Annotated in this window: 13 protein-coding genes; 7 read left to right on the top strand and 6 right to left on the bottom strand. The window is 44.0% G+C overall.

Annotation, left to right across the window (positions count from 1 at the left end; all coding sequences use genetic code 11):
* The first annotated feature begins 45 nt into the window (after nucleotides 1-45).
* The 5 genes from KP803_RS04605 to csdA all read left to right on the top strand — a co-directional run bounded on the left by KP803_RS04605 (nucleotide 46) and on the right by csdA (nucleotide 5,386).
* Entirely contained in the window at nucleotides 46-1,401 is a 1,356-nt protein-coding gene (locus KP803_RS04605) for an AmpG family muropeptide MFS transporter (RefSeq protein WP_248007656.1), read from the top strand.
* 444 nt (nucleotides 1,402-1,845) lie between these two features.
* Complete coding sequence (locus KP803_RS04600; RefSeq protein ID WP_248007655.1) at nucleotides 1,846-2,562, top strand: outer membrane protein OmpK; 717 nt, start codon at nucleotides 1,846-1,848, stop codon at nucleotides 2,560-2,562.
* Between the two features lie 128 nt (nucleotides 2,563-2,690).
* Nucleotides 2,691-3,584, top strand: coding sequence for a 2-dehydropantoate 2-reductase (gene panE / locus KP803_RS04595; RefSeq protein WP_248007654.1), 894 nt, complete (start codon nucleotides 2,691-2,693; stop codon nucleotides 3,582-3,584).
* Nucleotides 3,577-4,182: a DJ-1 family glyoxalase III gene (locus KP803_RS04590; protein WP_248007653.1), complete on the top strand. Its 606-nt coding sequence runs from the start codon at nucleotides 3,577-3,579 to the stop codon at nucleotides 4,180-4,182. The genes panE and KP803_RS04590 overlap by 8 nt, the downstream gene beginning before the upstream one ends.
* Nucleotides 4,175-5,386: a cysteine desulfurase CsdA gene (gene csdA / locus KP803_RS04585; RefSeq protein ID WP_248007652.1), complete on the top strand. Its 1,212-nt coding sequence runs from the start codon at nucleotides 4,175-4,177 to the stop codon at nucleotides 5,384-5,386. The genes KP803_RS04590 and csdA overlap by 8 nt, the downstream gene beginning before the upstream one ends.
* An 84-nt stretch (nucleotides 5,387-5,470) precedes the next feature.
* Here the strand turns inward: csdA and csdE are convergent, their stop codons facing one another.
* The 4 genes from csdE to KP803_RS04565 form a co-directional block, all read right to left on the bottom strand.
* Nucleotides 5,471-5,896: a cysteine desulfurase sulfur acceptor subunit CsdE gene (gene csdE / locus KP803_RS04580; RefSeq protein WP_248007651.1), complete on the bottom strand. Its 426-nt coding sequence runs from the start codon at nucleotides 5,894-5,896 to the stop codon at nucleotides 5,471-5,473.
* A gap of 23 nt (nucleotides 5,897-5,919) precedes the next feature.
* Nucleotides 5,920-6,729 carry a tRNA cyclic N6-threonylcarbamoyladenosine(37) synthase TcdA gene (gene tcdA / locus KP803_RS04575; RefSeq protein WP_248007650.1) on the bottom strand — a complete coding sequence of 270 codons (810 nt, stop codon included), beginning with the start codon at nucleotides 6,727-6,729 and terminating at the stop codon, nucleotides 5,920-5,922.
* Nucleotides 6,730-6,835: 106 nt separating this feature from the next.
* Complete coding sequence (gene mltA, locus KP803_RS04570; protein WP_248007768.1) at nucleotides 6,836-7,948, bottom strand: murein transglycosylase A; 1,113 nt, start codon at nucleotides 7,946-7,948, stop codon at nucleotides 6,836-6,838.
* Nucleotides 7,949-8,085: 137 nt separating this feature from the next.
* Nucleotides 8,086-8,544, bottom strand: coding sequence for a DUF2850 domain-containing protein (locus KP803_RS04565; protein WP_248007649.1), 459 nt, complete (start codon nucleotides 8,542-8,544; stop codon nucleotides 8,086-8,088).
* A 143-nt stretch (nucleotides 8,545-8,687) separates the two neighbouring features.
* Here KP803_RS04565 and argA point away from each other — a divergent pair, with 143 nt between their 5' ends.
* Entirely contained in the window at nucleotides 8,688-10,043 is a 1,356-nt protein-coding gene (gene argA / locus KP803_RS04560; protein ID WP_248007648.1) for an amino-acid N-acetyltransferase, read from the top strand.
* Between the two features lie 219 nt (nucleotides 10,044-10,262).
* Nucleotides 10,263-10,460: a hypothetical protein gene (locus KP803_RS04555; protein ID WP_248007647.1), complete on the top strand. Its 198-nt coding sequence runs from the start codon at nucleotides 10,263-10,265 to the stop codon at nucleotides 10,458-10,460.
* 84 nt (nucleotides 10,461-10,544) lie between these two features.
* Here KP803_RS04555 and recD read toward each other — a convergent pair whose 3' ends face one another.
* Complete coding sequence (recD, locus tag KP803_RS04550; protein ID WP_248007646.1) at nucleotides 10,545-12,710, bottom strand: exodeoxyribonuclease V subunit alpha; 2,166 nt, start codon at nucleotides 12,708-12,710, stop codon at nucleotides 10,545-10,547.
* The gene (gene recB / locus KP803_RS04545; RefSeq protein WP_248007645.1) at nucleotides 12,710-16,333 is read right to left on the bottom strand and encodes an exodeoxyribonuclease V subunit beta; all 3,624 of its coding nucleotides are present in this window, start codon (nucleotides 16,331-16,333) and stop codon (nucleotides 12,710-12,712) included. Before recB ends, recD begins: the two co-directional genes overlap by 1 nt.
* Between the last annotated feature and the right edge of the window lie 229 nt (nucleotides 16,334-16,562).

The following is a 16,562-nucleotide window of genomic DNA, read 5'->3' as shown; positions in this document are numbered from 1 at the left end:
CTCAAATGGCCCTATGTTTTAGGGCCTTTCTACAAGGATTCGTTTATGCCTCTTGATACCCAATCTCTTAGTTGGCGAGAAACACTACGCAGTTATTTAGATAAACGGCTTATGTGGGTCTTCATGCTGGGTTGCTCTAGTGGCTTCCCATGGGTATTGATTGGCTCAAACATGTCTGGCTGGCTAAAAGATGCAGGATTAACTCGTGCCGCTATTGGCTATTTTGGTAGTGTGTTTGCTGTATATGCCATTAACTTTATGTGGGCACCACTGGTTGACCGTGTAAAACTCCCTGTTTTACATGCAATACTTGGCCAGCGCCGTAGTTGGATTTTCTTCTGCCAGTCTATTGTTTTAGTTTTAACCCTCTTTATAGCCGGTGTGAACCCAGCGGACGATTTGATGTTTACATCAATGCTAGCGCTTGGTATTGCCACCGCATCAGCTACTCAAGATATTGCCGTTGACGCATTTCGTATCGATACCTTCCCTAAATCTGAGTCAAGAAAGCTGCCTCAAGCCTCTGCAATGGCTGTGATCGGTTGGTGGACTGGCTACTCGCTTCCTGGTTATGTCGCCTTTATCAATGCCGATAGCATGGGTTGGAATGGTGTTTACTATGGAATGGCAGGTTTTGTCGCTCTACTAATGATATTTACACTCATTGTTGGAGAACCAAATACTCATCGTGAAGCGCTGCAAAAAGAGGCAGAACAGCGACACAACAAAGTTGTCGGATCCAAAGTGGCAGCTTGGTTTAGTGTAACTGTCGCTGAACCATTCTTAGACTTTTTCAAACGTAACGGCGTTCAAGTTGCAATCACCCTACTACTGTTTGTGTTCCTATTTAAGATTGGTGAAGCCTTCTTGGGCCGAATGTCGATTACCTTCTATAAAGAGATCGGCTTTAGTAATGAGCAGATCGGTCACTACTCTAAGCTGATTGGTTGGGGTGCAACCATTGTCTTTACCCTTGTTGGTAGTATGTTCAACGTTAAGTTCGGCATTGTTCGCGGCTTAATGATTGGCGGTATTGCGATGGCAGCAAGTAACCTGATGTTTGCTTGGATTGCAAAAGTAGGGCCAAACGAGCACCTATTCTTAGCGACAATTCTAGTGGATAACTTTACCACGGCATTCTCAACCGTTGCTTTTGTTTCTTTCTTAACAATTCTTACTGGTGAGGCGTTCTCTGCTACTCAATACGCGCTGTTAGCATCCTTAGGCAACTTCGGCCGAACCACCCTCGCTTCATTTAGTGGGGAACTGGTGGATTTCCTCAACGACTGGTCGATGTTCTTTATTGTGACAGCATTAATGGTCATTCCAAGCTTGATTATGCTCTACTCACTTCGTCATTACTTTGCCGATTTACTTACCAAAGCAAAAGACCAAAGCTAGTTAACCAACTTTCGTAATTTTAGGGCAGCCATTAGGTTGCCCTTTCTTTTTCAAATCTGTTTGTTTAAGAACTAACTCTCATGATGAAAGAGAAAACATGGACGTAAACAAAAAGACCTAGATCACATAAATTCAGTACAACAGCGAATTAACAAACCAAAAGTACAATGATAACCAAATATGTTGATTAGATGATAGACAGCAAATCACCAAACCAATATCAATAGTGAGACATAAGTCACCATTCCATTGCAATTGTATGTAATTTTTATTAAGTTCATTTTTATAGATCAATTACGTGATGTTGATCACACAAAATATGCAACGCAAACGTTTGTGTCTCTTTTATTTTAGAATTAAGTCGCTATTATTCGCTTCAGATTTTGAAGCACATCCGATGTGCAACAAATAAAATATCCGTTCCCAAACGAAAGAGAATTACCCATGAAAAAAACACTTTTATCTCTAAGCGTTCTTGCAGCTGCTGTAGTTGCACCAGCTCACGCTGAAAAATTATACGATTTTGGTTCACTTTCACTAAACCACATCGAATGGTTTGACGCTAACCCACACCACGATGAGCTAAAATTCATTGAAGTTGAATATGGTGCAGGTTATACATGGGGTTCTCACTACGGATTTATCGATCTTGAAAAAAACCAAGATGGAGATAACTCTATTTCTGTTAAGCAAAACGTAGCAATCAACCTAGGCGACTCTGATTTTGCTGCTTACGGTCAAGTTTTCCACGCTGAATCACTAGAAGATCGCCAAGACTTTTACTCAACAGATTGGGTTGCTGGTGTTCAATACAACGGTTTTGATTTTGGCAAAATCATGTTTAAACCTTTCCTAGGTGCAGTTTACTCAAATGCAAATGGCGTTGATGCAGAATTCAACGGTGGTATGTACGGCCACTTAATCGTAGCTCCAATCAACGAGCACTTCACTATCACAAACTGGCACGAAACTCAGTTTGGCAAAGACGATAACTTTGATGGTGGTAAAACATCTCAGAATGGTGCAATCGCTGCTTGGTACCACACTAAAATTGAACACCTAGATTTTGGTCTACAATACCGTTACGGTCACCACAAGCTAGGTACATATGCTCAATCTGGCAACTACGGTCTGATCTTCACTGGTAAATACAACTTCTAATCGTTCTATTTAACTATGTAAAAAATGGCGCTCTTTAGCGCCATTTTTTGTGTCTGCTATTTAATTTCTATTGATTTCCTACCCTAGCCTATTATCCTTGCCTCACGCTTTATAATAGAGACAATAACGTGAATATTGTGGTACTTGGCCCTGGCGCTATTGGCGCTCTTTGGGCATCTCATCTTAAATCATCAGGCCATAACGTATCGCTGTGGGGAAGAAGCAGCACTGAACAGACGGTAATCCAACTTGATGACTCGCCAGAACAAAGCTTTCCTAACCAAAATGCTCAAGCACTGCACGAGGCCGACTTACTACTGGTTACCGTTAAGGTGTGGCAAGTAAAAAGTGCTTTCACGCCACTACTTAGCTCTATCAGCAAAGATTGCATCATTGTATTTATGCATAACGGCATGGGTGCTGTCGATGAACTAAAAGCTGAACTGTCTCCCTTCCCTGTCCTGCTTGCAACAACAACTCATGGCGCTCTCAAAACATCGTCCTCAAAGGTAAGTCATACCGGAAAAGGAGCAACTCAAATTGGCCCTTACAACGCTCAAGGTGCACGATGTGAGTTCATTACTGAGGTACTTAACCACTCGCTGCCGAGTGTTCAATGGAATAGTGATATTGAAAAGGCGCTGTGGCAGAAGCTCGCTATTAACTGTGCGATCAATCCGCTAACGGCTATTGAACAGTGTAACAACGGACAACTTGCAGAGTCGCGTTATCAAGCATCTTTAGCTGCCGTCATACAAGAAGTTACAAGCGTTATTCAAGCCGAAGAAATCACTCTGTCCTATGATGAATTGCACAAAACTGTTGCGGTAGTCATCGAAGCGACTAAAACGAACTACTCCTCAATGCGCCAAGATATTTTCTATCAACGCAAATCAGAGATAGACTTTATAACAGGCTACTTACTGAAAACAGCAAAGCGCCATCACATCAATACCCCTGAAAATGATAAACTCTATCAGGCTATTAAACAGATTGAATCAAGCTGGATAAATCATGACTAAGAAAGTACTTGTCCCTATCGCACCAGGCACAGAAGAAATGGAAGCCGTCACCATCATCGATATTATGGTTCGTGCAGGTTATGACGTCGTTGTTGCCAGTGCCGACTTTAATGGTGAGCTTACAATGAAAGCCTCTCGAGGGGTTACGCTAACTGCAGACTGCCGCCTCGTTGATATCGCCGATGAAGAGTTTGATGCCGTCATTCTATCCGGTGGTGTTGAGGGAGCAGAAACTTTTCGAGATAGCCCTATCTTAATGGAAATCGTCAAACAGCATAAATACGATGATAAACTCATCGCTGCAATATGCGCGGCGCCTGCACTTGTCCTACAGCATCATGAGCTTTACCCAACCGCACTAATGACGTGCCACCCTGCGTTTCAAGATCATATTGAAGAGCCTTACCTACGACAAAAACGTGTCACGATTGATGTTACTCACAACCTGATTACCAGCCAGGGTCCAGGAACAGCGCTCGAGTTTGCTATCGAGATCATTATTCGATTATCAGGAAAAGCACACGCATGGAGTGTGGCAGAACCAATGGTAACACTGCCGACATTGCACTATTTTAAGTTAGGCAATGAACATGCTTGATATCGTGGCGATTAGAGAGCAATTCCCTGCGCTTAGGCAGCAAGTTAATGGCGAACCTTTGGTTTACCTAGATAGCGCGGCGACCACCCAGAAGCCACAGATCGTAATTGATGCGATTAGCCACTACTACAGTGCGCAAAATGCTAATGTTCATCGTGGAAGTCACAGCCTAACAGCCAATGCAACGAATGCATTTGAGCATGCTCGAATTCGCATCGCGCAGTTTATTGGTGCAGAGAGCACTAAAGAGATTATTTGGACTCGCGGAGCAACAGAAGCGCTTAATTTAATCGCTCAAACCTACGCTCGAACAACACTTCAGCCCAATGACGAAATACTGATTAGCGAGATGGAACATCATGCCAATATCGTTCCTTGGCAAATCGTAGCCGAGCAGACTGGTGCCAAAGTAATCAAAGTGCCAATGACGAGTGAATGCCACTTTGATGAGCTCGCTTTCGAACAGCGGCTCTCAGAGAAGACCAAGGTAGTCGCACTCGCTCATGTCACTAACGTAACAGGCGCAAGACAGCCGATAGAAAGCGTTATTGAGAAAGCGCATCAAGTTGGCGCTGTCGTTGTCGTCGATGGCGCTCAAGGAATTGTCCATGAATCCGTTGATGTCACATTATTAGATGCCGACTTTTACGTCTTCTCAGGGCACAAACTCTACGCACCCGCTGGTGTTGGCGTACTGTATGGAAAACTCGAACTTCTAGAAGCGATGCCACCATGGCATGGCGGAGGAAAAATGGTGGAGAAAGTCTCTTTTGAACAGACGATTTTTTCTGATCTTCCAGGTAAATTTGAAGCTGGTACTCCCAATGTAGCCGGAGCGATTGCACTTGCTAAAGCCATCGATTGGTATCAAGGCTTTGATCTACAGTTAATAGAGAAGCATATCTCTAATCTTCAACGACAAACTTACCTTGCGTTAAAAGAGATGGAAGATGTTCAGATACTTGGTTATCGAGAAGGGGCGAGTGTCATCAGCTTTTCTATTGATGGCGTTCACCATCAAGACATTGCTACGCTACTCGATCAGCAGGGCATTGCCGTTAGAGCGGGTCATCACTGCGCACACCCACTAATGGATGCACTCAACATTGATGGATGCGTTCGTATCTCATTTGGTATTTACAATGATCAAAGTGATGTCGATAGGCTGATTCAGGCGTTAGAAAAAGCCGTCGATATGCTTTAATCCAATTATCTCATTCGGTTAAACGTAAAAAGGTTCGCCAATGCGAACCTTTTCTAATGATGCTATCTAAACTTTTAGAAGCAGTTAGCTAACCGATTTAATCTGCTCAACAATGGCTTTTAAACCATTGCCTCGAGATGCACTTAAATGGGAAAGTAATCCGAGTGATTCAAAATAGCCATCAACATCAAACTCGCTAATCTGCTGTGACGTTTTACCATCAAAAGCGGCTAGAACTAATGCTATCAAACCGCGAACAATGCGCGCATCCGAATCAGCGCAGAAAGACCAAACGCCATCAAGCTGCTTACTTACCAACCAGACTTTACTTTCGCAGCCGGCCACTGTCACCGAATCCGTTTTAAACTCTTCAGGCATTTTAGGAAGCTTCTTGCCCCATTGGATCACTTGACGATACCTATCTTCCCAGCCTTTAAACTGTTGCATCGTCGAAACGATATCGTCTGTAGTTATGTCATGCCCAAATGGTGTGATAGGAAAGTCTGTCATATTAAACTCGTCTAATTAGGTAGTTACTTACTGTGCTTAGCTATGATCTTCTCAACAATTTTAGAGACCGCAACAAAACCAAAGGTGGCGGTCACCACTGTAGCGGCGCCAAACCCAGTCGCACAATCCATGCGTTTCGGGCCTTCAGCCGTCGATTTCGCCGCACACACGGAGCCATCCGCTTGTGGGTACTTTAGTTGCTCGGTTGAAAATACACACTCAATACCAAATTTACGCGCTGGATTTTTTGGAAAATTGTGCAAGCGTCTAAGCGTGTCTTTTAGCTTCTTAGCCAGTGGGTCTTGAATCGTCTTAGTAAGATCGGCAACTTTGATTTGAGTTGGATCCATCTGCCCACCCGCACCACCAATCGTAATCACTTTAATTTTATTACTGCGGCAGTAGGACAATAGGGAAGCTTTCGCCTTTAAGCTATCAATCGCATCAAGCACATAATCAAACTCTTTACTTAGATACTCTTGTTGATTATCAGGGCCGATAAAATCATCAATCAAATTGACCTTACACTCAGGGTTGATCAATTTAACACGCTCTGCCATCACTTCAATTTTACTTTGGCCAACAGTGCCGCTCATTGCGTGTATTTGACGGTTGATATTAGTAACACAAACGTCATCCATATCAATCAGAGTCAACTCACCTACACCCGTACGCGCTAGCGCTTCTACCGCCCATGAACCCACACCACCAATACCAATCACACATACGTGCGCGGCACGAAGAATGTCAACTTCACTGTTGCCATACAAGCGGCGAGTACCACCAAAACGTTGGTCGTAATTTTCAGAAGCAGGAGTGTCGAGTTCACGCATATCAAACGTCCACAATAATAGGGCCACAAAGGCAGAGTGACAAAAAGAAAGAGTGCGATTTATACGCACTCTATTTTAAAAAGTCTAGTGGTTTTAAACCAAGTCGCTATTCTGAATTTTCAGCAGGCATAGCCCAAGGTGTTTGGGTGACAGAACCTTCTAAACCCAACTTCCAAACACGGCCAAAATGCTTATAGTGACCTGCTTCTGTTCCAGCTCTTGGGCCCATGCCGTGATACAGGTCTAAATGGTTCTCTTTCACCGCGCCCCCCGTATCTAAAACTATCAGCAAACGAAGCTGATGCGCACCACTCCAAGTACCATCCGCATTAAGCAGCGGAACTTCAGCTAATATTGGCGTTCCCATAGGAAATATCGTTCGATCGCCCGCAACGGACGCCATTGCTTGTAAAGGAATACCTGCAGTGCCTGTTACTGGTGCTGCATCTTTAGGTGCGAAGAAAACAAATGACGGGTTCTGCTCTAGAAGGTTTCGAACCGTCTGTTCATCATTCGCCAACACCCAATCTTTAATCGCCTTTAATGACATCTGCTCGCGTGGTACTTCACCTTGCTCTATCAATACTCGACCAATACTCACGTACGCTCGATTATTTTTACCTGCATAAGCGAAGTACTCTAACGTGTCATCATCATCAAAGTGAACAAAGCCGCTGCCTTGCACTTCCATAATGAACGGATCTATACGGTTAGCTGCGTATCCAAGTTCAAGGCCTTTCCCCTCAAGAGCCCCATCATAGATCTGCGCTCGGGTTGGGCAGTCACTGTCACATTCAGGTAAGCCGTAAACTGGGTATTTATATGTTTCATCGGCCTCATGACGCAGCTCCATCACCGGTGAGAAGTAACCGGTAAATAGCACATTACCTTTGTCGTCACCGCCACCTAGTTGAGCAAACTCAATTCCGTAATTTGCAAGCTCACTCGGGTCGCCACTTTGTAGTGCCCATTCATTAAGCTTTTCATAAAGCGGGGCGTATCGTTCCGCCATTGATGGTGAATTCGCCACGACTTGTTCTGCCTGATTGGCAAACTTAGTGAAATCACGTGGTGTATTTGACTCGACAGCAGTAACTTGGTTAAGCGTATCTGGAAATTCACTGTCGAGGTATTGTTGAGCTCGTTCAGTGGGTTGCGCACAGCCAAAAAGCAATGCAGAAGCGATTAGAGGGAGAGTTTTTTTGAGCACCGGAAGTATTCCTTAATTTCTGTCTCTAGAGAATGACAAAGTCTTGATAAGAACTCAATTAGCTTCCTGTAAATAGAGCGCAAATAAAAGGTAAATTCATATGTCGTTCTATTAATTCACCGTTAACTTACCTTACTAGCTGTGCACTAGCGTAGACGTTCGGTGTACTCTTCAACCAAATGATAGGTCGGGTTGTAGTGACTATCCGACAATTGAATCATTTGAGTATTCTGTTCATTTAGCATTCGATATTGATACAACAACTCTCCCGTTTGATACTCCAATATGTTTCCATCAAATTCGTAATTGGTCGAGACAACGCGTCCTGAGACTGAAACACCATCAGGACCGATATGGATCTTTCTCGTCGCGTACCCCGCCACATTTTGCTCTACCCACACGCCATAAACGGATTGCTGATCAACCAAAGAGAATTGAATCCTTTTAAACAAATGAGTAAACGTGAAAATCGTCACTATTGAGAGTGCAATAAGCACGCACGTCAGTATCACCTCTTTCGTTTTACGCCGTTTTATTTGCTTAGCGTTATGTTTAGGAGGTTCTCTTTTTAGTATTGCTTGTGGTGCTTTTCTTACATTCGCCATCTTTCATTGCTCATATTTCGCCTTTAACCTTACAACGACCACTCTCAGATAAATGAGCGTATGACATTAATTGTCTTAAATACTTGCTCACAACTGAATATAAAGGCAATATAATTACATAAAAATTCAACCGGATTACTAGATTGAAGATTCGTAGTACCGCCTTAGTTAAAGGATTTAGACAGTCTGCCCCCTACGTAAATGCTCACCGTGGAAAAACCATGGTGATTATGTTGGGTGGAGAAGCTGTCGCTGACAAAAATTTTACCAATATAATTAGTGATTTATCATTACTTCACAGCTTGGGTGTCAAGATTGTGTTAGTTCACGGTGCCCGACCACAAATCAATGAGATTCTTCACGCTAACAATATTGAAACACCCTATCACAAGGGGATTCGTGTCACTGAGGAGAAGACGCTCAATTTTGTCATGCAAGCGGCAGGTCAACTTCAACTGGCTATCACGGCAAGACTTTCAATGAGCCTAAACAATACTCCAATGGCTGGTACTCAACTCAATGTTGTTAGTGGCAATTTTATTGTCTCTCAACCATTAGGTATAGATGATGGTATCGATTACTGCCACAGTGGCAGAATACGTCGAATAGACATCGAGGGAATCAATCGCGCTCTTGATCAGAACTCTATAGTGCTACTCGGGCCTATTGCTAGCTCTGTCACTGGTGATTCTTTTAATCTGCTTTCAGAGCAAGTGGCCACCCAAGTCGCCATCAAGCTCAAAGCGGATAAGTTAATTGGTTTCTGCTCTGAGCAAGGTGTTATTGATGAAAATGGCAACGCGATTGCCGAGCTATTTCCAAAAGATGTCGATAAACTCATTGAACGAGAGCAAGCTATAAATAGTAGCGATCACACGGCTTATTCAACCCAAGACGATTCATCAGGAACGACGCGTTTTCTGCGCGCTGCAACGGTAGCATGTCGAGCAGGGGTTCCTCGCAGTCATTTGATCAGCTACAAAGATGACGGCGCACTGATTCAAGAGCTATTTTCACTCGACGGTATTGGTACACAAGTCGTGATGGCGAGTGCGGAGCAGGTCCGTACTGCTAAGATTGATGATATTGGTGGTATCTTAGATCTTATTCGTCCGCATGAAGAACAAGGTGTATTAGTAAGGCGTTCAAGAGAGCAACTAGAACAAGAGATTCACCAATTTACAATCATCGAGAAAGATGGATTGATCATTGGTTGTGCAGCGCTCTACCCCTATAAAGATGAGCAAATGGCAGAAATGGCCTGTGTGGCCATCGATCCAGAATATCGAGATGGGAATCGGGGTTTGTTACTGTTAGATCATATGAAGCTACAATCTAAAACCCAAGGAATCACTAAGATTTTCGTCCTCACAACTCACAGCCTACACTGGTTCAGAGAGCAAGGGTTCTATGAAGTCGGGGTAGAATCTTTACCGATGCAGAAACAGAGCTTATACAATTATCAGCGTCGGTCAAAAATTCTCACCTTAAATGTTTAACACAAGAAGCATAGTAATTCTCAATACTAATACAATAAGTAATCGATTTCATACTAAATCCTGACAAAACGTTACTTTATTTCAACATCAAAGTTGGCTAGAATTCGAGCTCCTCACTTGAGGAGCTGCCTTTCGGGGTCATTGGACTCTTTGCCTAACTCAGTTGGGCCCGCATGGAATGCCTTAATACTAAAACAAGTAACTAAGAGCAAATTGTCGATGAAAACCGTCATCTGTAATTCTATCCAGAGTTTTTGGGATATGGCTGACAACAACTTTTTAGAAGGCTTAGATGTGCATTGCGTTTTTCCAGTTAATGAAGGGCTAAAAGCCTTTATATTGAACTATCAAGAACGCTATAAAATCAATAGCATCTCTTTTAGCAGTGCCGTTGATATCAAAAAAGTTGTTGCTTAATCAGTACTATAAATCAGTAGCCAGGGATGGTTGCTTACTCTTCTTACCCAATACTTAATCCGTAACCTGACTCTTCTTAAACGCTCATCGTAGTCGATCAACCAAACCACTCGCACGCTCAGTTTTCACCCGTATACCACGTTTCAACACATTAATATTGGCATACAGCGACAAACGATTTTTGGCTCGCGTAATCCCTGTGTATATAAGCTCTCTGGTTAATACTGGCGTAAAATCCGGTGGCAAAATCATTAAGGTTAATGAAAACTCACTCCCCTGAGACTTATGAATCGTCATTGCATAGGCCGTTTCATGACTTGGGACTCGACTCGGTAATACCGATTTCACACTGCCATCAGGCAGTTCAAAAAAGACCTTCAACCGTGCTTCATCATCCGAATAATCATGCATACAGATTCCAATGTCACCATTGTATAAACCAAGGCCATGATCATTTTGGCTCACCATCACAGGACGACCGTGATACCAAAGCTCATCATTTGGGCGTATCAAACGTTGGGTCGTCAATGCGCGTTCAATTCGTTGATTAAGCCCTGACACACCAAAGTCGCCTTCACGTATGGCGCATAGAAGGCGACATTGAGCAAACTGCTTAAGTGCCGACTGAGCACGATTAAACTGCTCTTCAACTGAGCATTCCCCATCTTGCCTTGGTCTTTCTGTTGTTTGTAAATAGAGCCCATACTGTTCAACCAGGGTTTTGAGCATTTGATTGTAGTTATCACTGTTTAGAGAGCACGCATCAATATCACTAAACCCTTGTGCTAATACCCCTTCGACTTGATTTGGATTGCCAGAGTTAATCGCCTTAGCAAGCTGTCCTATTCCTGACCGAGCGTCAAAGCGGTAACTTTTTTGCAGCATACAAAGGCTGTCACTGATCACATGGCTATTCATACTCTGTGTTTGAGCACGTGCCCCTTTTAAAGCGGAATCCCCAACATCAAAGTGATGGAAGTGCGTTAGCTGTTGGAGTAATGCGGTTTGGGAGTCACTGTATCCATACTGTTGAAAAGAGCAGATATCACCGAGCACCGATCCCGCCTCTACTGAAGCGAGCTGGTCTTTATCTCCCAATAAAATCAAGCGGGCATGATCAGGTAATGCGTTAACCACTTTGTACATCATCGGTAGGTCAACCATTGAGGCTTCATCGATAACCAGAATATCTAAATGAAGCGGGTTGGCTTTGTTATGACGAAACTCAGCACTATTAGGTAACGCCCCAAGTAGACGGTGAATCGTGCTAGCTTGTGTCGGTATTTGAGCTTTTAGATCAGGGGAAACCGCAAGCTCGGTAATCGCTTGACCAATAGATTCCGTTAATCTTGCTGCCGCTTTTCCTGTTGGCGCAACTAGGCGTATGGTTGGTGCTGCTCCCTCTTGTTCAGATTGAGATATTAAAGCCGCAAGCAGTTTTGTCACCGTGGTCGTTTTACCCGTTCCTGGTCCACCAGATATCACCGCAAACCGACGAGTTAATGCCACGGCCGCCGCCACTTTTTGCCAATTGACACACACGCTCAGAGGAACAAGGCTATCAAGCTTAGTTAAATCTTCACTCTTATTTGAAGTAAGCAGCAGATCATCAATCTCATTCCACAATAACTGAGTGCTATCAACAATGTCCAAATAATCACAAACTAGCTGCTGACGCTGTACTTGAGTTGAAGTCGCTACAACATCACTCTTTAACGCGTTAAACAGATAATGGTAGCTACGTTGAAAAAGACGATCTAACAGTTCGGAGAGGTTTTGGATCTCTGTAGGCTTTAAGATCATTGGTGACCCAAAGCTCGATAACTTAGCGGAAAGCCCTATTTCATATTGCCAATAGCGATGCAAGTATAGGCGACGACCATCGAACATCATGGGAATTGCTTCACCGTTATCACCGATCATGTTCGATTGATGAATACACGCTAGCCAATCAACACTCGATAACCGGGCTGTTAGCTCCGCCGCAGCCTCACCATACAAGCCGAACTGAGTGGCCCATTCATTGACAGATAGCGGCTGATTGGCGGTATCAGTAGCGTTTGATTCAGTCGTATCAAGACAGATATTCCCTTTACTCAATTCATGGCTAACTAATCCAGCAAGAAACCCCACCTCTTGTGGGAAAGAGAGTTCTTGTGACGCTATAAAGTGCGCAAATTGAAAGTCTAACTGACGAATAGCGCCTTTTGACGCTAATGTTTTTAAGGTATCTAAAAGCGAAGTAGTCATTAAAAGCCGAGCTCCATTTGATCGTTTGCGAGCCCAACTGAAGGCGCATGACCATCAATAAGCTTATCCATGTCGTTTAGAAATTCTTGGCTTGGTTTGGCTGAGAAGATCCCATGTTCCGACTGACCATCCATGCCTCTTAGGAACAGATAATAGACCCCACCAAAGTGCGAGTCGTAGTCGTAATTCGCCATTCGGCTACGTAAGAATCGATGCAGAGCTAACGCATAAATTTGATATTGTAGATCGTAACGATGACTGGCCATAGCGCCTTTCAGGGCTTCGCCATGGTAGCAAGTGACATCATCTCCTAGATGGTTCGATTTCCAATCTAACACGTAGTACTTACCTTGATACTCGAACACCAAATCGATAAAGCCTTTTAACATGCCCTTCACCGTTTGGAATCCCAATGTACCCGCTTTGGCAGACAGTTCATCATGTTGAGCAATGGTTTGATTGAGACCATTAGCCGTCAATACTTCGATGGGTAACAGAAATTCCATTTCAACTAAACGCTGTGAAGGTTTGGTTTGATTTAACAGTAAGCGACTACCATCAAGTGGCGTGCTTAAAACGGTATCAACAAGCACCTGTAGAATCGGTAACCAGTGCATTTCAAGCTGCTCTTTTTCCATCAGATCAATAATGATCGCTTGATTACTCTCTTCTGTGGCAGCACACGTAAACTCAATCTCTTCAAACAAGGTGTGAAGGAATGTACCGGGGCGAGCACCACGTGGGAACGTAAATATCGAGTGCTCAGGCTCCACCATCTCTTCCTCAGTATGCTCTTCAACAGAATCAATATCGAATCCTTGAATTTCGATGCTCGCATCATACTGAGAGTGATGACCACTTTGCTTAACTAAACCAGAATAACTCGTCACCCGCCATGACCGGTCAATCGAGCATACAAGCTCTTTCGCCGTTAATGCTTCTGGTTGTACTTCAACGGCCTTATAGATGTCATCTCGCTCAGCAGGCGGCTCAGAGAAAGCAATCGCAGGCAGTGCTTTCGCTTGTTTATCAATAGAGAACGATAAATCGGAAATCGTTCCAGATTGACCATTTTGTAATAGATAACCTAATGCGCTTTTATCGACCCCTGTCGGCTCTTTAGTCGAGCGCCCATTACGGATTGGAGATGTACCGATAAAACAGCCATAAACAGCGCGAGTTAAAGCCACATAAATAAGCCGAAGATCTTCGGCTAATCGCTCTTTATCCGCTTGTTCTAACGCTGCGCCACTATTGGTAATGTCGAGTATGGTTTGATCGCTATTTTCATCGTAATACTTGCCTTCACTCGCCTCTCGATAGCTGATCACAAATGGCAAGAACACTAGATCGTATTCAAGGCCTTTGGATTTATGAATCGTGACAATTTGAACCAAGTTTCGTTCAGACTCTAGGCGTTGAATTTGATCATCACTTCCACCAAGCCCTTGCTCAGCTTGGCTGATGGTTTCCGCTAACCAACGTAGTAGCCCATGATCACTATCGAGCTCTTGTCTCGCTTGTTGAAGCAGCTCACCTATGTGCATCAAGTCGGTAAGTGAACGCTCACCACTCTCCTCTTCGAGTAACCTCTCCGCGATATGTCGCTTACTCATGACCGAACGTAGCATGGGTAATACACCACGTTGCAGCCACAGTTTTCGATACTCTTTAAACTCGTTAACCGCACTATCCCAAATAATTTCATCGTTATTTAGCGCATCTAACTGAGCGGCGTTCAGAGCAAAAAGCTCAGACGCTAAACACGCACGCAAAGCGCGATCATTTTCAGGCGTTAATGTCGCTTGCAGCAAGCGTTGAATATCTTGGGCTACCGAACTGGTAAACACACTGTCTCGGTTCGATAGGTAAACACTGGCTATTCCTTTGTCCGCAAGCGCTTGTTTGATCATTCGTCCTTCATTACCGGTTCTCACCAATACAGCGATATCGCCCGCTTGAACCGTCTCTTTTTTCCTTTCCTTATCGCTGCCTGAAGTCGTTTCAAAATACGCGAGATCACTTTGCGCAGCCGTTAATATGGTTTGAATTTGACTCGCTGTCGCCAGTGCCATTTCATCAAGGTACTCGCCTTTGGTTCGTGGCTTATCTTCGGCCTCTTGCAGCCAGTAAGTCATGGCAGGTTGAACGTCGCCATTCAATCGCCACTGTTTTTTATCGGCTACAGGGCTGTAGTTCACTGGTAAGAAAGGGATATCGTCATCGTAAATGAAAGGGCTTGAAGATGACTCAAACAGCTGATTGACCGCTAACACCATATTGGCACTTGAGCGCCAGTTGGTTCCTAACGTGTAGTGAGCACTGACCTGATTTCTTGCTTTAATATAGGTAAAAATATCAGCACCACGGAAGCCATAGATCGCCTGCTTAGGATCGCCAATCATAAAGAACCCACACTCTGGGTTATTAAGATAGATACGACTAAAAATATTGTATTGAAGCGGATCGGTATCTTGGAATTCATCAATCATCGCAACGGGATAGAGCGTACGGATGCGCTCAGTCAGTAGCGCTTCCTCATCCATATCAATTGCGGCGGAAAGCTGCGTTAACAGGTCATCAAACGAGAGCCACTGTTTCTGCTTTTTCGCCAAAGCCAACTGTTCGCGACACTGCTCAATCGCATGTGCCATTAGCGGTGCTTTCAGGTTCGCAGGCGTTGCGAGAAACGCTTCAACCGCCTCAAAAACCGCATGCTGTGGTGCATTGCCTTTGGGCGTTTTTTCAATTAATACGTTTTGTGCAAAACGCTCCAATTTTTCGGGGTAGTCATAATTGGTTGATGGCTGCTGCGCCCAATCAGAAATAGCTTTTAACCATGATGGCAGCGATTTTTTGGTGTAACTGCGCTTATTGATATCAGAGTTGGCGATTAATGAATGAAAATCGTCATGATGCTCTAGCCAAAGCTTTTTGAGCGCATCAACCTTTGCCAAGTTCTCTTGATGTAGAGATTGCAAATCGCCACTCATCGCTTCAACAGAAAGCTTAAGCGGTGAGCCCGTTAGGTAGCCACCGATATCAGCAAGAAGCTCAGAGGGCGCTCCCCAAATTCGTCTAATTTCACCAGCAAGATTAAGCGGTAATGGATAGAAGTTTCGACGCCAATAGTCGGCGATCACTTGCGCTTTTAAGTGACTTTCGTCTGTCACGAACTCGTTATTAAAACGGCTACCTGATTCAAAGGCATTCTGGGTTAGCATGCGCTGACAAAAACCGTGAATGGTGTAAACCGCTGCTTCATCCATTTGACGTTCAGCTTGCAGTAGTATCTTTGCCGCTTCTTTATGGTTACTCACCACCTTCAGCAAAGGAGCAATCACGGGATCATTACTTTGGCTGCGAGAAAAGGCGATACGAGCATCATGAATTCGTGCCCGAATACGATCTCGAAGTTCGGCTGTCGCGGCTTCAGTGAAGGTTACCACCAAGATCTGATCTACGGTCAGTGGTTTCTGATGACGAGTTTGACCATCTCCATGGCCAAGCAAAAGGCGCAGATACAGTCCTGCAATAGTAAAGGTTTTACCCGTTCCGGCAGACGCTTCGATCAGTCGAGCACCGTGCAGCGGAAACGTCATAGTGTTGAGTGGTGTTGTCATGATTTGTGAACCCTTTTGCTTGCAAGCAGCCTATCGTTATCCAATTGAATGCACATTGTTTTTCTTACTACTACGTGAGTTATCACTATTACGTTCTCAAACTTAAATTTTCGACTAAATAATTCGACGAGATAACGTGATCTAGCTACGAAAATTTCCATAAACCCATGCCTTCTCGCGATCTCTACTAAGCTAGTGCGATCTTACTCACGGCATAGGATCAAGTGAG

This window comes from Vibrio amylolyticus (assembly GCF_023145695.1).
GTDB classification, from domain to species: Bacteria; Pseudomonadota; Gammaproteobacteria; order Enterobacterales; family Vibrionaceae; genus Vibrio; species Vibrio amylolyticus.
This window is presented reverse-complemented; position numbering and strand designations above follow the sequence as displayed.